The sequence below is a fragment of the Mycetocola tolaasinivorans genome (assembly GCF_003667565.1).
In the GTDB taxonomy this organism is placed as follows: domain Bacteria; phylum Actinomycetota; class Actinomycetes; order Actinomycetales; family Microbacteriaceae; genus Mycetocola; species Mycetocola tolaasinivorans.
Genome location: NZ_RCUX01000003.1, coordinates 286,988 through 307,746 on the forward strand (window position 1 = coordinate 286,988; position 20,759 = coordinate 307,746).

General features: G+C 66.3%; 20 protein-coding genes. 8 read left to right on the forward strand and 12 right to left on the reverse strand.

Annotation, left to right across the window (positions count from 1 at the left end; genetic code table 11):
* Positions 1-114 precede the first annotated feature (114 nt).
* A complete protein-coding gene (locus D9V32_RS16365) occupies positions 115-681 on the forward strand; it encodes a type II toxin-antitoxin system PemK/MazF family toxin (protein WP_121647794.1) in 567 nt (188 codons plus the stop codon).
* Here the strand turns inward: D9V32_RS16365 and D9V32_RS04995 are convergent.
* The 6 genes from D9V32_RS04995 to D9V32_RS05020 form a co-directional block, all read right to left on the reverse strand.
* Complete coding sequence (locus D9V32_RS04995; RefSeq protein WP_121647795.1) at positions 678-1,541, reverse strand: RNA polymerase sigma-70 factor; 864 nt, start codon at positions 1,539-1,541, stop codon at positions 678-680. The genes D9V32_RS16365 and D9V32_RS04995 overlap by 4 nt on opposite strands.
* Positions 1,542-1,556: 15 nt before the next feature.
* Complete coding sequence (locus tag D9V32_RS05000; RefSeq protein WP_121647796.1) at positions 1,557-2,720, reverse strand: NAD(P)/FAD-dependent oxidoreductase; 1,164 nt, start codon at positions 2,718-2,720, stop codon at positions 1,557-1,559.
* A 140-nt stretch (positions 2,721-2,860) separates the two neighbouring features.
* Entirely contained in the window at positions 2,861-3,226 is a 366-nt protein-coding gene (locus tag D9V32_RS05005; protein WP_121647797.1) for an RNA polymerase-binding protein RbpA, read from the reverse strand.
* A 252-nt stretch (positions 3,227-3,478) separates the two neighbouring features.
* Positions 3,479-4,261, reverse strand: a complete 783-nt coding sequence (locus D9V32_RS05010; protein ID WP_183086184.1) for a glycerophosphodiester phosphodiesterase family protein — start codon at positions 4,259-4,261, stop codon at positions 3,479-3,481.
* Entirely contained in the window at positions 4,254-5,279 is a 1,026-nt protein-coding gene (locus D9V32_RS05015) for an SPFH domain-containing protein (protein ID WP_121647799.1), read from the reverse strand. Before D9V32_RS05015 ends, D9V32_RS05010 begins: the two co-directional genes overlap by 8 nt.
* Before the next feature lie 44 nt (positions 5,280-5,323).
* A complete protein-coding gene (locus D9V32_RS05020) occupies positions 5,324-5,794 on the reverse strand; it encodes an NfeD family protein (protein WP_121647800.1) in 471 nt (156 codons plus the stop codon).
* 202 nt (positions 5,795-5,996) lie between these two features.
* On the opposite strand from D9V32_RS05020, the gene D9V32_RS05025 reads away from it, so the two are divergent.
* Complete coding sequence (locus D9V32_RS05025; protein WP_121647801.1) at positions 5,997-6,764, forward strand: SDR family oxidoreductase; 768 nt, start codon at positions 5,997-5,999, stop codon at positions 6,762-6,764.
* A gap of 73 nt (positions 6,765-6,837) precedes the next feature.
* Here D9V32_RS05025 and D9V32_RS05030 read toward each other — a convergent pair whose 3' ends face one another.
* Entirely contained in the window at positions 6,838-7,398 is a 561-nt protein-coding gene (locus D9V32_RS05030) for an HdeD family acid-resistance protein (RefSeq protein ID WP_121647802.1), read from the reverse strand.
* Positions 7,399-7,628: 230 nt separating this feature from the next.
* Complete coding sequence (locus D9V32_RS05035; RefSeq protein ID WP_121647803.1) at positions 7,629-8,456, reverse strand: MerR family transcriptional regulator; 828 nt, start codon at positions 8,454-8,456, stop codon at positions 7,629-7,631.
* 130 nt (positions 8,457-8,586) lie between these two features.
* Here D9V32_RS05035 and D9V32_RS05040 point away from each other — a divergent pair, with 130 nt between their 5' ends.
* Both D9V32_RS05040 and D9V32_RS05045 read left to right on the forward strand, forming a co-directional pair.
* Entirely contained in the window at positions 8,587-9,018 is a 432-nt protein-coding gene (locus tag D9V32_RS05040; protein ID WP_121647804.1) for a YybH family protein, read from the forward strand.
* 36 nt (positions 9,019-9,054) lie between these two features.
* Complete coding sequence (locus D9V32_RS05045; RefSeq protein WP_121647805.1) at positions 9,055-10,008, forward strand: alpha/beta hydrolase; 954 nt, start codon at positions 9,055-9,057, stop codon at positions 10,006-10,008.
* A 103-nt stretch (positions 10,009-10,111) separates the two neighbouring features.
* On the opposite strand, the gene D9V32_RS05050 is transcribed toward D9V32_RS05045, so the two are convergent.
* Both D9V32_RS05050 and cmtR read right to left on the reverse strand, forming a co-directional pair.
* The gene (locus D9V32_RS05050; RefSeq protein WP_425461995.1) at positions 10,112-12,160 is read right to left on the reverse strand and encodes a heavy metal translocating P-type ATPase; all 2,049 of its coding nucleotides are present in this window, start codon (positions 12,158-12,160) and stop codon (positions 10,112-10,114) included.
* A 2-nt stretch (positions 12,161-12,162) separates the two neighbouring features.
* Complete coding sequence (gene cmtR, locus D9V32_RS05055) at positions 12,163-12,537, reverse strand: Cd(II)/Pb(II)-sensing metalloregulatory transcriptional regulator CmtR (RefSeq protein WP_121647806.1); 375 nt, start codon at positions 12,535-12,537, stop codon at positions 12,163-12,165.
* Positions 12,538-12,630: 93 nt separating this feature from the next.
* On the opposite strand from cmtR, the gene D9V32_RS05060 reads away from it, so the two are divergent.
* The 4 genes from D9V32_RS05060 to D9V32_RS05075 all read left to right on the forward strand — a co-directional run bounded on the left by D9V32_RS05060 (position 12,631) and on the right by D9V32_RS05075 (position 18,759).
* Positions 12,631-12,993 carry a hypothetical protein gene (locus tag D9V32_RS05060; RefSeq protein ID WP_121647807.1) on the forward strand — a complete coding sequence of 121 codons (363 nt, stop codon included), beginning with the start codon at positions 12,631-12,633 and terminating at the stop codon, positions 12,991-12,993.
* A 110-nt stretch (positions 12,994-13,103) separates the two neighbouring features.
* Positions 13,104-14,657, forward strand: coding sequence for a DUF3375 family protein (locus D9V32_RS05065; RefSeq protein WP_121647808.1), 1,554 nt, complete (start codon positions 13,104-13,106; stop codon positions 14,655-14,657).
* Complete coding sequence (locus D9V32_RS05070) at positions 14,654-15,409, forward strand: DUF4194 domain-containing protein (RefSeq protein WP_121647809.1); 756 nt, start codon at positions 14,654-14,656, stop codon at positions 15,407-15,409. Before D9V32_RS05065 ends, D9V32_RS05070 begins: the two co-directional genes overlap by 4 nt.
* Positions 15,406-18,759, forward strand: a complete 3,354-nt coding sequence (locus D9V32_RS05075; protein WP_121647810.1) for an ATP-binding protein — start codon at positions 15,406-15,408, stop codon at positions 18,757-18,759. The genes D9V32_RS05070 and D9V32_RS05075 overlap by 4 nt, the downstream gene beginning before the upstream one ends.
* Here D9V32_RS05075 and D9V32_RS05080 read toward each other — a convergent pair.
* Together D9V32_RS05080 and D9V32_RS05085 are read right to left on the reverse strand one after the other, a co-directional pair.
* Positions 18,756-19,313, reverse strand: coding sequence for a hypothetical protein (locus D9V32_RS05080; RefSeq protein WP_121647811.1), 558 nt, complete (start codon positions 19,311-19,313; stop codon positions 18,756-18,758). The genes D9V32_RS05075 and D9V32_RS05080 overlap by 4 nt on opposite strands.
* Before the next feature lie 185 nt (positions 19,314-19,498).
* Positions 19,499-20,746: a pyridoxal phosphate-dependent aminotransferase gene (locus D9V32_RS05085; RefSeq protein ID WP_121647812.1), complete on the reverse strand. Its 1,248-nt coding sequence runs from the start codon at positions 20,744-20,746 to the stop codon at positions 19,499-19,501.
* Positions 20,747-20,759 lie beyond the last annotated feature (13 nt).

Genomic DNA, 20,759 nt, shown 5'->3' on the forward strand with positions numbered 1-20,759 from the left:
TTCGCGGGGCACCAGCCGCGCGCCGAGACGCCCCGCTGCCGTATCCGTGGGTGCGTGAGCGGCACGCGAACGGGGATCCTGTTGCTCGGAAGAGCTGTGCACTAGCGTAGGAGCGTGAATACGTTCCTCCGGATCCTGCGCGAGATCCTGTCCGTCCTGTCCGGCCCGAGTAAGCCCGGCCAGCCCACACGTCCGGGTGCGGGGAAACCCGGAGCGAGTAAACCGGGTGGTGGCTCACGCCCCGGCACCGAGGCTCCGAGCCCCGGTCAGACCGGCCCGCAGGCGACCCGAGAGGTCGACGCTCACCGGGTGGGCAACGTCACGATGACCTATGCTCCCAACCGTGACGGCGATGCCGATCCGGGTGAGATTGTCTGGACCTGGGTCCCGTTTGAGGAAAACGACGGCCGAGGTAAGGATCGCCCGGTACTCGTGGTGGCAACCCTCGGCGGGGGAGATGTGCTTGCGATTCAGCTGACCTCGAAGGCGCACTCCGGGCAGTCTGACTTTGTGCCGATCGGGGCCGGCCCGTGGGACAGTCAGGGACGCCCCAGCTGGGCCAACCTGGACCGCGTCTTCCGGTTGAAGCCCGGAGGTATGCGCCGCGAGGCGTCGAGCCTCGACCACAAGAACTTCAATGTCGTAGCCTCGGCGCTCCGCAAGCGCTATGGCTGGCGCTAGCCACGGTCTCGGCGTGACACCGCCCCGAGCTTGTCGGGGTTGCGCACCAGATAGACGGCGCTGACCCGCTCATCCCGGGACTCCACCAGCACCACGAGGTCCACCCGGTCGCCGCTGAGAACGATAACGGCGGGCATATCGTTGACCACCGCCCGCTCGATTCGCATGTCCGGCAACGGGTTTTGGGCGATGCCCAGCAGGAAGCGCACGATGTTGTCGGCACCCAACACGGGTTTACGAGCGGCGCTCACCCGTCCGCCGCCGTCCGAGAGCAGCACGGCACCCGGGGCGAGCACATCCATGAGCGACTGCACATCACCGCCCTGGAGTGCCATGAGGGAACGTTCGGCCACGTCGTGTTTCCGCTTCGCGTCCACGTCGAAGCGCGGCTGGCGTGCGCGCACGTGGGCGCGCGCCCGACTGCTGATCTGGCGTACCGCCGCGAGGGAGCGTTCGGTTGCCTCGGCGATCTCCGGATAGGAAAAGTCGAATACCTCACGCAGCACAAATACCGCGCGCTCTTCCGGTGAGAGTGTTTCCAACACCACCAGCATCGCGAAGGAGAGCGATTCGCTGAGGATCACGTTCTGGGCGATGTCCGGCGCGGTCAGCAGCGGTTCGGGGAGCCACGGTCCCACATAGTCTTCCCGGCGGCGCTGCGCCGACCGCAGGGCGTTCAGTGCCTGCCGGGTGACCGTCTGCGCAAGGTATGCGCGAGGGTTGCGGAGGCTCTCCGGATCGAGCTCGCGGCACCGCAGAAAGCTCTCCTGCACGACGTCCTCGGCGTCACTGGCCGAACCGGTGATCTCGTAGGCGATGGTGAAGAGGAGCGAACGGTGCTCGGCAAAAACCTCGGCGATATCTACGCTGCTACGCTACCGCGTTGTGCCGGGGCCCGCGGGCCAGGTGAAGGAGCCGCTGCGACGCCGCTCACCTCGAATCCAGGAGAGCGTCATTTGACACACGCGCTCCTTCAGCAGGGCAGCGGTGCGGCACCGCAGAACGATCCGGCGCACGCGGTCATCGGCGTACACACCCTGGATGAGACCCGCGCGTCGCCCCAGGCTCACACAGCGCAGGACAAAGCCCGCCGAGAGGGCGGTCGGTTCGTGCCTGGTCATACGGGCGATGATGCTGTCCGCCGCGTGAGCTCCCATGGGCAGTGCCGCGGCGCAGCTCATCCGCAGCTGACCGGCCACCTCCCGTGGTGCGCGTACGGCGTCGCCGGCGCCGAACACCGTCGGGTACTGCGTGCAGGTGAGCGTCTGGTCAACCAGCAGTCTGCCGCTCTCATCGACGGGAAGCCCACTCGCGCGGGCGAGATCGGGAACCGAGAATCCCGCCGTCCACACCGTGCACGCGGAGGGAAGGGTGCGGCCGTCGGCGAGGGTGAGGAGCCGATCATCGATTGCCCACACCTCGGTGTGTTCGGCGAGTTCGATTCCCAGCGCGCGCATTCTCCTCAGTAGCGAACGTTTTCCCGCGGGGGAGAGGTCGTCACCGGCGGTGCCGCGGGTGAGGATGCGTACCCGCAGGTGCGGGTGGCGTTCGGCGATCTCCGTGGACAACTCAATCCCGGTGAGGCCCGCCCCGATGACCGTTACACACGAACCAGCGGCGAGCGAAGAGAGCCGCTCGCGTACGCGCCGCGCCTCCGCGGGGTCCCGCAGGGTCAGGGCACCATCCGGGCGACTCTCGCCTCCCTGGACGCTTCCCACGCCGTAGAGCAGAACATCGTAGGCGAGGGGTTCGCCACCCTCGGTGAGATACACGAGTCGGCGTTCGGCATCGATGCGCGCGGCAGTTCCTCGGAACGGGTCTACCCGCTCGTGAAGCAGCGACGACATCGGCACGACTGCGGTTTCTCGGGTCCCCGCCGCAAGCTCGTGGAGTCGTATCCGCTCGACAAAATCGGCCACCGGATTCAGCAGGGTGATCGTGACGTGCTCGGCCTCACCGAACCGACCGGCGATCCTGTTCGCGGCCATGAGCCCGGCATAGCCGGCTCCCAGAATGAGCACCCGTGTTGGTACCGACATGAAGATCCCATCGTTAAGAACTGTTTAACCATGAGACACCGCTCGAGCCAGAAGTGTGACACTCTGCGCGCGCGGGCACAAAAAATGGGGATGTCCGAGAGGACATCCCCATGAATTCGTTTCGTGAACCGGATGCGAGGCTACGCGCCGACCTTCTTCTGTCCGCGACGTTCGCGGAGGTAGTCCAGTCGTTCGTCGAGGAGCACCTGAAGCTCCTCGCGTGAGCGTCGCTCGAGCAGCATGTCCCAGTGGGTACGTGCCTGCTTGGCCTCGCTGGGCTCGAGTTCGATGGGCTCGGTGCCCACCATCAACACCGCGGCCTCGCCGCAGTTGCGGCACTCCCAGGTGTCGGGTGCCTCGGCCTCGGCCGCAAACACCAGTGCTGTTTCATGCCCGCACTTAGGGCAGAGGTAGATGTATCGTTCTCGATCTGAGAATACAACTCCCTCTTCGCTCTGAAGGCTCTGGGCCCCGAGGCGCATTCCGCGCAAACTGCGATCTGCCATTGTGTGGTCTCCTCTCGCGTGCTTGCCATTTATACCGGTCTAGCCTGAAAAAACTATGAACGTCGATCGGTTCCCCACACCTTACTCGTACTCGGTGTCCAGCAACAGCGTCGTGGCCGAAATAATGTGCCCGGTCCGAGGCAATTTTCGCGCAAGCCTGAGAACACGCAGGGTATGACGCCGTCGAGGCGATGGGATTGGCGGGGCCGGGGTCACTCGCGGCGCAAAATGCCGACCTCGAAACCGGGCCGGCTAGTACTCGGAGCGCGGTTCGCGGGCCAGCGGGCCGGTCAAATCGGTGCGGTCGGTGACCACGCCGTCAACCCCCAACGCCATGACCGTGCGCATCTCGGCAACGGAATTCACGGGCCACACGTGGGCCTCAATACCGCGCGCATGTAGCTTTGTGAGGAGCCGCGGAGTAACCAGGTGCAGGGGCCCGACCCGATAGGGCATCTGGACCGCCTGGGCGGACGCGATCGCGCGATCGAATGCGCCGGTAAGGCCGAGGGCGTGGGCGGCCAGGAGGCGCAGCACCCTCGGAAGGCTGAGCGAGGAGGCGATGGGGGAGAGCGCGTCCACGGCCGCGCGCCGGCGGGACTCCCCAAACGAGGTCAGCAGAATACGCGTGCGTGCATCCATGTTGCGGATCATCCGCACGGCGGGTTCCACGACGTCGGCGGATTTCAGGTCCAGGTTGAACGGCACCTCGGGAAACTCCGTGAGGGCCTCCTCCAGCGTCAGGATGCGGTGCACGGGGCCCTCGGCGGGGTCGCGCAACTGGGCAAGGGTCAGCGCCGAGACTCGGCCTCGTCGACCGTCTCGGGCGCGCCTGAAGGTGGCATCGTGGTGAAGAATGGCAACGCCGTCGGCCGTGGCGCGCAGGTCCGACTCGATGTGGGTCGCGCCCGCCCTGAGCGCGGCGGCGAAGGCTTCGGCGGTGTTTTCGGCCACGCCAGAAGCGACGGCCAGGCCGCGGTGCGCAAGCACCCGCGGTCTGGCCGTCGCGAAGTAGGCGGGGGAGGGTTTACTCACCCGACTTGTCAGCCTCGTTCTTCGTGTAGCCGAGTGCCGCGGCGATTGCGGCCACGTCTACTCCGGCGGCCTGGGCCGCAGCGGGCTGAGCACCGGGCGCACTCGGCGCATCCGGCTCGGGGTTGCTCTTCGGGGTGAAGGCACCGCCGATGCCCTTGAGGGCCTCGGTGAGCTCGGAGGGCACGATCCACAACTTGTTTGCCGAGCCGTCTGCCAGCTTCGGCAGGGTCTGCAGGTACTGGTAGGCGAGCAGCTTGTTGTCCGGGTTACCGGCGTGGATCGAGGCGAACACGGTCTGGATCGCCTCGGCCTCACCGTTTGCACGGAGCACGGCGGCCTGCGCCTCACCCTCGGCGCGCAGGATCTCGGACTGACGCAGACCCTCGGCCTCGAGGATCGCCGACTGCTTGGTGCCCTCGGCGGTCAGAATCGCGGCACGCTTGTCCCGCTCGGCACGCATCTGCTTCTCCATGGAGTCCTGGATCGACAGGGGCGGGTCAATGGCCTTGAGCTCCACGCGTCCCACGCGGATGCCCCACTTGCCGGTGGCCTCGTCGAGGACGATGCGCAGCTGGCCGTTGATGTTGTCGCGGCTGGTCAGGGCCTCCTCGAGGTTCAGACCACCCACAACGTTACGCAGGGTCGTGGTGGTGAGCTGCTCGACCGCGCCCAGGTAGTTGGCGATCTCATAGGTCGCAGCGCGGGCGTCGGTCACCTGGAAGTACACCACGGTGTCGATCGAGACAACCAGGTTGTCCTCGGTGATGACGGGCTGCGGCGGGAAGGAGACGACCTGCTCGCGCATGTCGATCAGCGGGCGCAGGCGGTCGATGAAGGGGACCAGGATGTTGAGGCCCGGCTCCAGGGTCTTGTGGTAGCGGCCGAGGCGTTCGACCACGCCCGAGCTTGCCTGCGGGATAATCCGCACGGCGCGGGCGATCACCACCAGGACAAAGATCACCAGAGCGATCAGGGCGATGATGCCGACTATGGCACCGATTGATACGTCGTCGTTCACGATGTTCCTCTTGTTCTCTTCGGATACGCCAGGGTGGCGTATCCCTAAGCGGGGGGAGTCGCGTCTGGGCGCACGAGGGCGGTGGCGCCCTCGATCAGCGCCACGGTAACGGAGGTGCCCGGCTCCAGGGCGGTGCCCGGGCCATCGGCGACCGTGCGAGCGGTCCACGTTTCTCCGTTGGCGAGTTTCACCAGACCGGTGCCGGCACTGACCGTTTCCAGAACCACGCCACCGAGGCCAAGAACGGCCTCGAGGTTGGTCTTGGTGGGGTCTGCACCGCGCTGCAGGGCGCGCAGCAGGGGAGGGCGCACCAGCAAAATGAGCAGCATGCCAGCGAGGCCGGCGATGATGATCTGACCCCACCACTCAACCTGCAGAATGCCGCTGAGCAAGCCGACAAAGCTACCGATCGCGAGCATCAGGAAGGTGAACTCGAGGGTCAGCATCTCAATGATGATAAAAATCAGGATCAGCGCAAGCCAGGCGATCCAGATGTACGGGGTGATCATCTCCATGGTCGTCCAATACCTTTCGGGGTGTGGGCGAAAACTCTTGCTCACAACCTACCAGTTCACGGGCCGGGAACCGTGAATTAGTGCGGCAGTTGGCCGCTATTTGCGCGTGTGTACGCCCTGGGGGAGATGTCGTCTTTGCTAGAGTCGACTCCGGGCCCGTTGGCCCCTTCCGTTTTTCGCACCCCTCAAGGAGCAACGCACAGTGTCTGAAATCCTCGCCCCGGGCAGCCTCGCCGGCAAAAACGTCCTCGTCACCGGTTCCTCTCGCGGGGTCGGCGCGGACACGGTTCGCTACTTTGCCGAGGCCGGTGCACGCGTGGTGATTAACTTCCGTAACAAGGAGGCTCGTGCGGTCAAGCTCGCCGAGCAGATCCGCGCGGCCGGTGGCACCGCCATCACCGTGGGTGCCGACCTCACCGATCCCGCATCGGTCGCCGGCATGATGGACACCATCCGCGCCGAGTACGGCTCGCTGGACATCCTGGTGCTGAACGCCTCGGGTGGTATGGAGTCCGGTATGGCCGAGAACTACGCCCTGCTGCTCAACCGCGACGCCCAGCTCAACGTGCTGGAGAGCGCCAAGTCGCTGCTCGGCGAGGGTTCGCGCGTCGTCTTCGTGACCAGCCACCAGGCACACTTCATCCGCCAGACCCCGACCATGCCCGAGTATGAGCCCGTCGCGCTGTCCAAGCGCGCCGGCGAGGATGCCCTGCGCGAGCAGATCCCCGCCCTGGCCGAGGCCGGTATCGGCTTCGTCGTGGTGTCCGGCGACATGATCGAGGGCACCATCACCGCGACCCTGCTTGACCGCCTGAACCCGGGTGCCATCGCCGAGCGTCGCGAGCAGGCCGGCAAGCTCTACAACGTGGCCGAGTTCGCCGCCGAGGTGGCCCTGGCCGCCGTCGAGCCCGTACCCGCCGACAACACCCGCCTCGTGGGCGACACCGGCAGCTTCGGCTCGGGCGAGTAGCCAGCCCGCATAAACGCAATAAAAATCCCGCATTCATAGTGAATGCGGGATTTTTGTGCATTTTGGGGGAGTGCTAGCGATGGCGACCAAAGAGGAACGCCTGGACGATCTGCACGATGCCGCCGATAATAATGAACACCGCGGCGAAGACCAGCAGGAATGCGGCCGTGGTGAGTGGGATGAACAGCACCACGATGCCGGCCACGATGCTCAGGACGCCATAGAGGATGCCGAACCACTTGGAGCGATCGTTGCTGCGCACGGTGAGTGCGGCAATGCCCTCAATAATCCAGGCAATTCCGATGACGGCGGCGAGCACGGAGGCACCGAACACCGGATTTCCCAGCGTGTAGATACCGCTGGCGACGAGGAGCAGACCGAGGATCCCACCGGAAATGCGATATGCGGTGTCCGAGTTGGTGGCCATGGCCGAGGCAGCCAGGCGGACAATCCCGGCCACGATGAAGTACAGGCCAAAAAGCCATCCGACGGCAATCAGCGCGGCACCGGGCTGTGCGAGAATCAGGATTCCGACCAGGACGCCGATAATTCCGGTGACGCCGAGCCCAACACGAATTCCATTCACCGCGCGTTCGGGCAGTGCGCGGGTGTCGATGACGAGTCTGTCGGTCATGATCGGATCCTCTCGGTTACATGCGGCGGTGTATGTACGCTTTCATTCTCCCGCAATCGGAGTTGGTGTGGCGTGATTCCGCGGAATCGAGGCGATTTCGAGATACTGTATAAAACAACCGATAATGTGCATTATGTCAAGTAATGGGTATTTGATGTGCGAAAGTTGCACATACGTCGATCACGGACAGCTCCCCCTGCCGGGCAGCTGGGTCAGCTGGGTCGGCTGACTCACGCTCCGGTGTGAAAGATGGGCCAGCCAATCTCGGTGCGCCACCGGTTCTCGTCGGCGGTCTCGTGTGCGCCGACGAGGTAGTACTCGCGGATGGGACCGTCGACCCCGATCGCGTGATCACCGATGTACGCGCCGAGTTCGCCGTAGATGTGATCGATCTCGCCGGTGTGCGGGCCGCGGTGCTCAGCTACGGCGAGGTCTGTCTCCGGCACCATAAGGGGCACGACTCGTCCGGTCGGTCTCAGTTCGCCATCGCAGGGCACAAACACGATGGCCTCGCCGCGGCCGTGGGTGAACAGGTCGGTGGAGTAGATCGCGCCTCCAGGCCCGGCGGGCGGGATATTCTGGACGGCGAGCAGGGCGTGCAGCTCGCCGAGGGCACCCTGATACCAGCCCGTCACATCCACGACATCGATCACTGCGCTGATCGCGGCGGCCGGCGTGGCAGGCTGACGCCGATGTCCAATGCTCACCGGCTGATTGCCGCGGGCTGGTTCGATCAGGTCCCGCAGCGACGCCACCGCGTCCTGTGTGCGGGCGAGCTCCGCCTCCAGGTGTGCGAGGTGGTCTGTGATGAGTCGGTTCCGGGTGGTCAGATCGCTTGTCGTGATCAGGCGGTGGATCTCTTCCAGCGGCATGTCGAGCATGCGGAGTCGGCGGATGACCTGGGCGGTCGGAATCTGGTCGGTGTCATATCGCCGGTGGGCGGTGTCCGGGTCCACATGGGCGGGGACGAGGAGCCCGATCCGGTGGTAATGGCGCAGCGTCTTAATATTCAGGTGCGTTGCGCGGGAGAAGTCCCCGATCGCCAAGGAAGCCGTCATACCTCGAGTATGTCACCTCCCCCAAGGGGAGATACCAGCAGAAAAATGCCTCTTGCATCTCCCCTGATGGCACACCCGAGACTCGTTTCAGAGGCGGTCACTCGGACTGCCGAATGGAAGGAACAACACCATGACCACGACAGAGCGCGCAAGTGCGCAGCAGGACAAAGACGCCTTGATCGGCATCGTCGACGAGATGGCCACGTCGATGAGCGGGGCGCAGAGCACCCGACACTGGGCGTCCGACGCACTGTGGTTCGATATCGTCCCGTTCGCCTCCCGCGGCATCGCACCGGCACAGAAGCTGTTCGATGACACGTTCGCGACATTCGAATCCTGCACGGTCGACATCCTCGAGCTGGATGCCTCGATCAACGGCGATATGGGCATCGTGTGCACCGTGCAACGCACCGCCCTCGCGCTCAAGGACGGCTCCAGTCGGCAGGTCATCTCCCGCCAAACCGACTGCTTCGAGCGTCGGGACAGCGGGTGGGTGCTCATCCATCAGCACGCCTCGGTGCCCGCGGGCGGAGCGTGGGATGGCATCATCACCACCGCCTGAGACCGAACAACGCCCCAGACATCGAAAGATCCGATCATGAAATATGAAATTGACCCCGAGCTTGCACCCGCACTGGCCGAACTAAAGCGGGGATCTGCGGATGCCCCACGCCCCGTGCGCGGAGACTGGCAGGCCGTCCGCGCTTCGGCAAACGCCGGTCAGGCATACATGGCCACCCTCTCCCCCATCGTCACCGACGTGACCACCACCGACTTCGCCACCGAGACGTTCGACGGTGAGACCACGCTGCTGCTGCGCTGGTACGCCAAGACCGGAAAAACCCCGGGGCCTGCCGTCGTGTACGTACACGGTGGAGGGATGCTCGGGGGCAGCGTCGACCTGTACGACGAAGTCGTCGCGTGGTACGTCGCCCACAGCGGCATCCCGTTCCTGTCCGTCGATCTCCGTCTCGCCCCCGAGGCACCGACCAGTACGGCGATGGCCGAAGACGTCTACAGTGCGCTGATCTGGCTCCGCGAACACGCGCCCTACCTCGGCGTGAACCCCGGCCGGATCGCGCTCATGGGCGATAGCGGAGGGGGTGGCCCCACCGCGGGTGCCGCAATCCTCGCCCGCGACCGGAACATACCGATCGCGAAGCAAATCCTGATTTACCCAATGCTTGACGACCGTAACACCACCCCCGGCGTCATCCCGGACGATCTCCTCACCTGGGGGTACGACAACAACTACACCGGCTGGGCAACGCTCCTCGGCAACGAGATCAGCACCGAAGACGTGTCACCAATAGCCGCACCGGCACGCCTCACCGACTTCGCCGGCCTCGCCCCCGCCTACATCGAGGTCGGCGACCTCGACATCTTCCGCGACGAAGACATCTCCTACGCGGCCCGGCTGGCCCGGCACGGCGTACCGATCGAACTCCACGTCCACCCCGGAGCACCACACGGCTTCGAACGCTTCGTCCCCGACTCCGACATCGCCCGCCGAGCCATGGCAGATCGGGTCCGCGCCATCACGAATATCTAACCCGACCACGCCGACAAATTCCTCCGGAACCGGGTCAGTAATCATTGGTTCACTATCCAGTGAACCAATGATTACTTTCACGGCGTGGGTATCCTCTTGCCCCTCAGCGCCGCACGCGTGCGGCACGCAGCCCGTTGAGAATCACAAGCACCTCGGCCACCTCGTGCACGAGCACCACGGCCGCCAACCCCAGCACACCACCCAGCGCGAGCGGCACGAGCACCACGATGATCGCGAGCGCCAGCAGAATGTTGCCGGTCATGATGCGCACGCTGCGCCTTGCGTGCAGCAGCGCCCGCGGGATCTGTCGCAGATCGGCGCCAACGAAGGCGACGTCCGCGGATTCGAGCGCCGCCGCCGAACCCGTCTCGCCCATCGCGATCCCCACGTCGGCCGTAGCGAGTGCCGGTGCATCGTTGATGCCGTCTCCAACCATGGCCGTGACCGCATCGCGACGGAAACCCTCGATCGCGTTCGCCTTGTCCACCGGAAGCTGCTGGAATCGCACGTCGGTAATCCCGGCCTCGTCGGCCAGGGCGCGCGCCGTGTGCTCGCCGTCGCCGGTGAGGAGCGCGACCTCGATGCCGCTCCCCCGCAGCCGCGCGACGGTCTCCGCCGCCTCGGGCCGAAGCTCGTCGCGGATGCCGAGGATACCGGCCACGAGGCCGTCCACCTCGATGACGATCACGCTCATACCCCCGCGTGCGAGATCGCTCGCCGTGGCCCGGGTCGCTGCATCGGAGAAATCGACTCGCCTCGCCTCCGGCCCCAGGAGCCAGCGGGCGCTGCCGACCCGCACGCTCCTGCCGTCAACGCGTCCGGCGATACCATGGCCGGGCTCCTCAACCACGTCGGCAACCGTGAGGGTGGGCGCGGCCTTGCGGCTCCGCTCCGCCGCGTCGGCTGCGGATTCGCGAGATTCCGGCGCACTGAACGAGTGTTCGAACGCGTGTTCGAATGCCTCGATGACGGACCGGGCGAGCGGATGGGTACTGTGCGCCTCGAGCGCCGCGGCGAGCGGCAGGATCTCCTCCGTGCGGGCGGACTCGATGCGCACAACCTCGGGACGATTTCGCGTCAGGGTGCCGGTCTTGTCAAAAACCACGCGCCGCACGACACCGAGTCGCTCGAACGCGGCCCCGGAGGTGACGATCAGTCCGAGCTTGCTGGCAGCACCGATCGCCGAGATTACGGTGACCGGCACGGCGATCGCGAGGGCGCAGGGCGAGGCCGCCACCAGGACAACGAGCGCGCGCTCGGTCCAGAACAGCGGCTCCCCCACGATGAAACCGAAGACGATCACCAGCGCGGAGAGAATCAGCACGGCCGGCACCAGTGGGCGGGCGATGCGGTCGGCAATTCGCGCGCGCTCACCCCGGCGCTCCTGGGCGGCGGTGACCAGCTCGACGATCTCGGTGAGTGAGTTGTGCGTGCCCGCCGCCGTGGCCTCGATTCGAAGTACCGCACCGCCGTTGATCGAACCGGCCGCGATCGTGTCCCCGGGAGCAACGGCCACCGGGATCGACTCGCCGGTGATTGCAGACACATCAATACCGCCGCTCCCCTGCCGGAGAACGCCGTCCGTCGGGACGCGATCCCCCGGGCGAACGACAAGCTCGTCACCCACGAGGACTTCCTCGATTGGAACGTCGCGTTCCATTCCATCGCGTAATATCCGTGCCGTACGCGGGAGAAGGTCGAGCAGTGCACCGAGACCGTGGCGCGCGCGATCCATCGCACGATCCTCAAGCGCTTCGGCGAGGGAAAAGAGGAAGGCGAGTGCGGCGGCCTCCGCGATGTGGCCGAGCAGCACCGCCCCCACGGCGGCGATCGTCATCAGAAGACCAACCGTCAGGCGGCCACGCGCGAGCCTTCGCAGCGCCCCGGGCACAAACGTGTATGCCCCCAAGAAGAGGGAGAAACCATGCAGGATGAGTGCGGCCACCTCGGCTCCGAAGAGTGCAAGCGCCCACCCGGAGAGAAGGCAGAGACCCGAAGCGATGGGTAGCTGAACAGCACTGTCACGCCACCAGGCGACGGGGGCTTCGCGTTCGGCGCGGAACGCCGAACGATCCTGCGCCGACTCGCCTCCCGAGACGTCGAGGAGCGGCACATCGGTGGAGCGATCTCCGCCGCAGCAGGCATCGGCCACCGCTAGAACTCCTCGGCCTGGCAGCAGCCGGGTTCCGAGCAGCACCCCGGCTCGGTGCAGCCGGCATCCGTGCAGGGCTGGCCCTCATCCACCGCGAGCACGACCTCGAACAGGCTCGCAAGAGCGCTCGCGATATGGGAGTCGGAGATCTCGTAGCGCGTCGCGCGCCCCTCGGGTACCGCCACCACGATGCCGCAGCCCCGAAGGCATGCGAGATGGTTTGAGACGTTTGTGCGGGTGAGGCCAAGATCCACCGCGAGCTTGCCGGGATACCCGGGTCCGGACATGAGTTCGAGCAGGATGCGTGAGCGAGTCGGGTCGGCCATGGCGCGGCCCAGGCGGTTCATGACGTCGAGGCGAGAGGCTAATGTCAGCATGCACTGACTATACAGCACAGGCTGACCTATTGGCGAGTTGTTGACGGTCACACCAGTGTGTAGTGTATGTGCATCCACACAGTGAAGGACGCCGTGAAAACCCGACGCCACATCAGCTCATATTTCTCCGCTCTGACCCTCGGTGCCGCCCTGGTCCTGGCCCCACAGTTTCCGGCACTGCCGGCACACGCGCAGTCGACGATTGCCCAGCAGGCATCCGCCTCGCACGCTCGCCCGGCCACCTCCGCACCCATCCTGGGCGCATCACTCGCGCAGCGCGGGCCCGTACATGCGATCGGGGAAAATCGCCACTACAAGCTGACGAAGCGCATGAGCATCGTGGTGTGGGGCGGATCCCTCCTCGGCCTCATCGCTGGCCTCTGGGTGACCGCTCGCGGCCTCCACCTGCCCTCCTTCCTGACGCGACGAGAGCTGACCCGACGCGTTCGACGCTAGGTTTACCAGCGCCACCGGGTGGCGAGATCGTGTCGAATCGGTAACGTGCGAGACAATGGAGGTTCGCCCACGCGACGCGTGAGCCGAAAAGCACGGGAGGAACGACACGGGTGAGTGACGTACTGCGAGAGCTAGCGCGGGTTCGCGAGTCCTTTGATAAGCCCACACTCAGGCTCCTGGACCGCAAGTGGGCACCCCTCGTGCTCACGATCTTCCGCTCCACGTTCAGCCGCGAGCGCCAGAGCATCCACGCGGAACGCCTGCACGTCCAGGTGGATACGCTTCTCCAGGAGCTCGTGGCCCTCGGCGAGGAGGTGCCGCAGGGCACCGGGCGCTCACTGTGCGTGCAGTGGATGAATGATCGCTGGCTGTTTCGTTCGAGCGACGCCGAGGGCGAGGAGCGCTACTCCCTCACCTCGCACGCACTCGAGGCGCTCGCGCTCGTGGACTCCCTCGCGAAGGATCGCGCACTGATCAGTGAGTCCCGCCTCACCACCATCCTCGACTCGGTGCAGCACTGGGCCACCGAGGCTGACCCCGACCCGAGCACGCGCATCCAGCGACTCGATGACCGCATCGCCGAACTCACCGCCGAGCGCGATCGCCTGCGCGCCGGCGGTGAGGTGCCCGCGGCCGGAAACGAACGCATGTACGAGGGGTATCAGAACCTGATCGACCTCATCGGCCAGCTCCCGAGCGACTTCAAGCGCGTCGAGGAGTCCGTGGCGGCCATGCACCGCCAGATCATCAGCGATTTCCGCGCCGAGGAGCGCCCGATTGGCGAGGTGCTCGACGAGTACCTCGCAAAGACGGACGAGCTGATGGGGGCCACCGCCGAGGGCCGCGCCTTCGAGGGTGCCTTTACCCTGCTGCGCAACGAGGAACTCCTGAGCGCCCTGCGCCAGAATATTCAGGTCATCCTCGACCACCCGTTTGCCGCGGGCCTCGGATCGACCGCGCGACGCGATTTCCGCGGAACCGTCGCCATCCTGCGCACCGGCATCGACGACGTGCTCTCCCAGCGCCGCCGCCTCACCGCCACGCTGCGTGAACACATCGAAAATCACGACCACGTGCGCGACCGCGAACTCGATGCGGTACTGCGCGCCCTCGGCCGCGAACTCGAAACCTGGATGCACACCGCGGGCCCGCGGGCCAGCGTTCCCGTCGAGCTCCTCCCCGAGGTACCGCACACCCCACACCTGCGCGATCGGCTCTGGGATCCCCTCGCCGCCGCCCCGCCGCCCCCGCTCGAAGATCGCGGCGAGGAGGCTCCGGCCGCCCCCGAGTTTGACATCATTCGCACCCAGGGCGGCCCGTACCTCGACGAGGTGCGTACCGCCATCACCACGGCGGCGCAGGCCACGGAGGGCGATGCGGCACTCGGCGATCTCTTCAATACGCTGAGCCCGGATCTCCGGCGCCCGGTAGAGATCTTCGGCCTGCTGCACCTGCTCACTCAGGCCGAGATCGCCGTCGATCCGGATGCCTACGATGAGTTCCACACCGTGCGACCAGACCAGACCGGCCGTGCCTTCCGCGTGCCCCGCGTACGCGTGGATGCCGCCGCCCGGGACGCACTCGACCATATCGAACAGATATTCGAACACGCCGAAACCGGCAACTCCCCCGCCCGCACCGCGCAGAAGGACACCCACGCATGACCCGAGAAACCGTGATCGAGGATGGCGTACCCGAGGTTGACCCCGAGGGAACCGTCTCGCTGTTCGAGGGCGATGAGGGGCGACTCGACCTGGCCCAGCGCCGGGCGCTTGTGACGCTGCTGCGCGGCCGCTACCTGAGCGCCGCCGACCACCCGCGCGAGTGGAAGACGCTGCTCGCCTCGGAGACCGTGCTGCGCTCCCGCCTCAACGACCTGTTCCTCGACCTCCACATCGATCACCCGGCCGAGGTGGCGTTCAAGCGTCAGGCCCAGCCCGAGGAGGGTGGGCGCTTCCCGACGCTGTTGCGCGATACCGCCTACACCCGCGAGGAGACGATCCTCCTGGTGTTCCTGCGCGGACGGTTCCGGAGCGAGCGGGGCAATGGTCGCGACAGCGTGCACGTGGGCCGCGAGGAGATGCTCGGCCGGATCGCACAGTTCCGTCCGGCCTACTCGACCGATCAGTCCGGCGACGCCCGCAAGGCGGATAAGGCGGTCGAGTCGATGGTACGGGCCCAGATTCTGCTGCGGACCGATGATCCCGACCGCTTCCGGATCGCGCCGGTGATCGAGGTGCTGCTGCCGCTCGAGCGCCTCACCGAGCTGCTGGAGTGGTTCCGCTCGCGCGGCGGCGAACCGGAGGGGCTCGGAGAGGAGCCGACCGTCGTCACGGACGCCGAAAGCGATGCGTCCGCGGAGAAAATCGCCGACGATAACGAAGAAGACGAAGACGCCGAGGAGAGCACCAAGTGAGCGACGCACCCCTGTTCCACATTGACGGCGCCACCGAGGGCACCACGCAGTGGCGTGCCGAGCTGTTCCAGGTGGTCAACTGGGGCGGGTTCCAGGGGCATCACGCGATTCCCCTCTCCCCCACCGCAACCCTGCTCTCGGGCGCATCGGGCAGTGGAAAGAGCACGCTACTCGACGCCTACCTCGCCCTGATGATGCCGTCGGACACCGCGTTCAACGGCGCCTCGAACGACGCCACCACCGGCCGTGCCCGCGGCGCGGACCAGCGCAACCTGCTCTCGTATCTCCTGGGCAAGACCGACTCCCGCCGGGATCCGGAGACCGGGGCCATGCTCGATCGCGTGCTGCGCGGCGAGAGCTCGTCCACCTGGGGCGCGATCGCGATGACCTTCGTGGACGACAACGCGCGCCGCTTCACCGTGCTGCGCACGTACTTTGTGCCGCGCGGTGCCTCGGCATCCGCGAGCGTGTCGATGAAGATGGCAGTGCTTGACAGCGAGTTTGATCTGCGCACCCTCGAAACCATCGCCGAGAGCCGTTTCGACCGTCGCGCGCTGCGCGGCGTCGCCCCCGGCATCCAGGTGTGTGGAACGTATCTGGAGTTTGCCCAGAAGCTGCACACCCGCCTCGGCATCGGTGCCGGCGGCGACGGCTCGAAGGCGCTGCGCCTGCTCGCGCGCATCCAGGCCGGCCAGCAGGTGCGCACGGTGGATGGGCTATATAAGTCGATGGTGCTGGAGCGCCCGACCACGTTTGAGGCCGCGGATACCGCCCTCGCACACTTCGCCGACCTCGAAAAATCCTATGAGGCGATGGTGACCGAGGATCAGAAATCCACGGTACTGGCCCAGGTGCCTGCCCTGATGCGCGACCTCTCCAATGCGCGCATCGAGGAGGCCACGATCGACACGTTCGGGGTCAATCAGGAGGGCGCCACGGCGTTCAACCTGTGGCGGGTGCGCACCGAGCGTGAGCTCCTCGAAACCGCCACCACCGTCAACGCGGCGGACCGCCGCACGGCCCGCGAACGCATTGCGACGGCGCGTGAGTTTGAGGATGGCCTGGCCTCGCGCCTCGCCACGATCCAGCGCCAGCAGCGCGAAAATGGCGGCGATATCCTCGAGGATCTCGGTCAGCAGCGCACCGCCCTCGAGCACCGTCGCGAACAGGTGGCCCTCGAGCGGGACGCCTTCGCCGGCCGCGTCTCCACCCTGGGCGATGCTCCCGATTCCGCGGTGGAGTTCACCGCCGCTCAGGATGCCGCCGATACATTCCTCGCCGCGTATACGGAGCGCGAGCAGGAGCATGAGGACCGCATCAACGCCCTCGGGCGCGACCAGTACCCGCTCGAATCGGATCGCCGTGCACTGCGTGATGAGGTCACCTCGCTGAGCGGACGCACCGGCCTGGTTCCGCCGCACCTGCACCAGGCGCGGCTCGCACTCGCGGAGGCGAGCGGGCTAAACCCCGAGGATCTGCCCTTCGTGGCCGAGCTGATGGATCTCGCCTCCGGCGAGGAGCGCTGGCGCACCGCCGCCGAGGTGACCCTGGGGCCGATCTCGCGCATTCTCGTGGTGAACGAGGAGCACCTGGACGCCTTCTCCCGCAGCATCGATGACGTCGAGCTGTCGACCCGCATCGTTTTCGAGGGCGTGGCCGCGGCACCCTTCACCGAGCTGGAGGGAAATCCGGAGATGATCTCCGGCAAGCTTGTCTTCCAGGACTCGCCCTACGCCCACTGGGTCCAGGATCGCGTTCGCGCCGCCCACACCGACGCCCTGTGTGTCGAGTCGGTGAGCGAGCTTCGGGGCAGCGGCCGCCGGGTAGCCCCGAGCGGCCAGACCCGGGATGGCAACCGCGGTGCGCACGGAGACAACAGCGTGCGCCCGATCATCGGGTTCTCGAACACCGCGCGGCTCTCGCAGATCGAAGCCGAGGTTGCGGTGCTTGATGCCCGCCTCGCCGATCTCGTCGGCGAGATTTCCGCCGAGCGTGCGGCACTGACCGTTCTGCGCGCGCACCGTGACGCGCACCGTGTGGTGCGTGATGCACGCTGGTCCACGATCGACGTGGCCGCGGTGGATACCGCCCTCGCCGATCTCGCGGCCGAGCGTGAGCGCGTCCTCGCCGACAGTGACGTGCTGCGCAGCCTGGGCGATGAGGAGACCCGCCTGCGTGTCGAACGCGATGCGGCCCAGCGTGAGCGCTTCCTCGCTGAGGACGCGGGGACGAAGCTCGCGGCCGAACACGAACGGCTGGTCGATCGTGAGGACGCCCTCGCCGAGGCCTGGGAGCGCGTGAGCAGCGCGGAGCTCGCACCCGAACACGCCGAGCGTCTGGATGCCGAGCTCGCGAATGTGGGAGGCGGCACCGATTTAGCCGCGTTTGATTCCGGGGTGCGTCGCCTGGGCGAACGCCTGCGGGCGCAGTCCGCGCAGGCCCGAGAGGCGGCCGCCACGGCGACCTCCGCGCTGGAAACCGCGTTTAGGATTTACCAGGATCGCTGGCCCGACCCCAACCTCGGCACCGGGGTCGACTCCGCCGAGGGCTACCGGGACATCCTGGACACCATCATTACCACGGGCCTGCACGATCGTCGTCAGGAGTGGACCCGCCGGCTCTCCGAGTGGAGCGGACAGGACCTCGTGCCCCTCGGCGGCGCATTCGATGGCGCGATCGAGGCCATTGAAGAGCGGCTCGATCCTGTCAACGACATTCTCTCGACCCTGCCGTTTGGCGCCGGTCGCGATCGCCTCAAGATCGCCCTGCGCCGGCTGCACGGTGAGGATGTCACGCGGTTCCGACGCGAACTGCGCGATCTCTCGGCCGGATCGAGTGATCCGCTGGATGACGCCGCGGCACAGGAGCGCTTCACCCGGCTGCGGGCGTTCATGGACCTCCTGCGCGACGGCGCCGATGGCCAGCGGGACGACCTCCTCGACGTGCGTCGCCACGTCGAAATCACCGCGGTCCGTCAGACGGTCGAGGGCGTCGAGGTCAGCACCTACTCCTCTCTCGGCGGAAAGAGTGGTGGTGAGTCGCAGGAGCTCGTGGCGTTCATCGTGGGCGCGGCGCTTCGCTTCCAGCTGGGTGATGAGTCACGCACCCGGCCACGCTTTGCCCCGGTGTTCCTCGATGAGGGCTTTGTGAAGTCCGATGCCGAGTTTGCCGGCCGCGCGGTGGCCGCCTGGCAGGGCCTCGGCTTCCAGCTGATCGTGGGTGCACCGCTCGACAAGGTCACCGCGCTCGAACCGTATATGGATCGCATGCTCTCGATGACGAAGAACAACGCCAGCGGGCTGTCCTTCGTGGCCGAGATCGCGTCGACCGGTGGTGCCGACGCGGCTTAGCCGAGTCCGGAACGGACCGAGACGGGTGTGCGCTTCGGCGCGCACCCGTTTCGGGTGCGTGGGGGTCGATGCATCCAGGCGGTCATGCCCGGCTCCTCGAGGCGAAAACCGTGGGTGCCGTACCAGCGGGCGAGGCGTTCGGTGTCGCTGCCGAAGGCGGGGTGGGGTTCGAGGGCGAGCTCCCATCCGGCGGCATCGGCGCGGGAACACAGCGCGTGCAGTGCGCGGTTGGCAAGGCCGGAACCGCGCAGCGGGTAGGGAACCTGTATGAGGTCGAGAATGACCTGGTGCTCGTGGGGGCGCAGGAGAAGCTGAATGTGCGGGTCTATGTCGCGATGGATGCTCTCGCGCAGGGAGTCGAGCTCGGCGGCGGTGGCATCCGACGGGGTGTCCGGCTCAGGAAGCCCGTCGGGTGATGAAGCGGTGTTCGAACCATCGTGTGCCGGAGTATCCGGCTCGGGAAAGGCGAAGAATGAGCGCGGCCGAATCGGGGTGTCGGGTTCGGGCTGCACGAGCATTCCCGCGCGCGGCGCGGGGAAACGAGAATCGGTCACGGGAAACCTCCGGAGGGGTGCGGATGCCGCACACACAAAAACGCCCGGATGGGCCCGGGCGCACCTTCAACCCTAACAGCGAGCACTCCCCCGGCCCAATGCCGCGAAATGCGGCGTGCCCGCCCGGAAAAAAGTCCGGGCGGGCACGCGCTTCACCGTGCTGGCGGCTACTAGCAAGAGGAGAACTACTGGCGATACGAGGACAGGAAGTTGCCCAGACGCTCCAGCGCAACCTCGAGGTCTCCCACGCCCGGCAGCGTCACCACGCGGAAGTGGTCGTGATGCGGGTAGTGGAAGCCGGTGCCCTGCACCACAAGAATGTGCTCCTTGAGCAGGAGATCCTGAACGAACTTCTCGTCGTCATGAATGTGGTGCACCTCGGGGTCGAGACGCGGGAACGCATAGAGCGCACCCTGCGGCGCGACCACCGAGACACCGGGGATGGCGTTCAGCATGTCGACCGCAACGCGGCGCTGCTCATAGAGGCGGCCACCGGGCTTGAGCATCGGATCGATGCTCTGATACCCGCCGAGCGCGGCCTGGATCGCGAACTGCGCGGGCACGTTGGCGCACAGCCGCATGCTCGAGAGCAGCGAGATGCCCTCGATGAACGAGGCCGCGCGGTCACGCGGGCCGGTGATGATGACCCAGCCCGAACGGTAGCCCGCAATGCGGTACGTCTTCGAGAGGCCGTTGAAGGTCAGGCAGAGAACATCGTGTGCCAGGGTGGCAATGGAGATGTGCTCGGCCTCGTCATAGAGGATGCGGTCGTAGATCTCGTCGGCGAAGATCACCAGGTCGTGACGGCGTGCGACGTCTGCAAGCTTGGTGAGCACCTCCTTGGAGTACACCGCTCCGGTGGGGTTGTTCGGGTTGATGACCACGATGCCGCGGGTGCGGTCGGTGATCTTCGACTCGATGTCCTCGATATCGGGCTCCCAGCCCTGATCCTCGAGCGCGTTGTAGTGCACGACGTTGCCACCGGCCAGGGTCGCCGAGGCGGTCCACAGCGGGTAGTCCGGCGAGGGAATCAGCAGCTCGTCACCGGGGTTCAGGAACGCCTGCAGGGTCATCGTGATGAGCTCGGATACTCCGTTGCCCAGGTAGATGTCGTTGACGTCAAACGTGGGGAAGTTTGTGCGCACCTGGTAGTGGTTGAAGATCGCGCGGCGGGCGGAGAGGATTCCACGGGAATCGGAGTATCCGCTCGCGGCGGGAAGGGTTGCGATCATGTCGCGCACGATCGCGCTGGGCGCCTCGAAACCAAACGGTGCCGGGTTGCCGATGTTCAACCGCAGGATCTTGTGTCCGTCGGCCTCCAGTCGGGCGGCGTGCTCGTGCACCGGGCCGCGGATGTCGTAGAGGACGTTTGCCAACTTGGCAGATTGCAGGATGGGACGCGGCGTACGCGTCGGCTTTACTGGATCAGACACACTGCCACTATAC

Coding starts and splice junctions, on each gene's coding strand:
- D9V32_RS05005 (WP_121647797.1), bottom strand. CDS start 3,226: ATGGCAGATCGCAGTTTGCGCGGAATGCGCCTCGGGGCCCAGAGCCTT.
- D9V32_RS05030 (WP_121647802.1), bottom strand. CDS start 7,398: ATGACCGACAGACTCGTCATCGACACCCGCGCACTGCCCGAACGCGCG.
- cmtR (WP_121647806.1), bottom strand. CDS start 12,537: ATGCTGACATTAGCCTCTCGCCTCGACGTCATGAACCGCCTGGGCCGC.
- D9V32_RS05070 (WP_121647809.1), top strand. CDS start 14,654: ATGACCCGAGAAACCGTGATCGAGGATGGCGTACCCGAGGTTGACCCC.
- D9V32_RS05040 (WP_121647804.1), top strand. CDS start 8,587: ATGACCACGACAGAGCGCGCAAGTGCGCAGCAGGACAAAGACGCCTTG.
- D9V32_RS05020 (WP_121647800.1), bottom strand. CDS start 5,794: ATGGAGATGATCACCCCGTACATCTGGATCGCCTGGCTTGCGCTGATC.
- D9V32_RS05045 (WP_121647805.1), top strand. CDS start 9,055: ATGAAATATGAAATTGACCCCGAGCTTGCACCCGCACTGGCCGAACTA.
- D9V32_RS05000 (WP_121647796.1), bottom strand. CDS start 2,720: ATGTCGGTACCAACACGGGTGCTCATTCTGGGAGCCGGCTATGCCGGG.
- D9V32_RS05035 (WP_121647803.1), bottom strand. CDS start 8,456: ATGACGGCTTCCTTGGCGATCGGGGACTTCTCCCGCGCAACGCACCTG.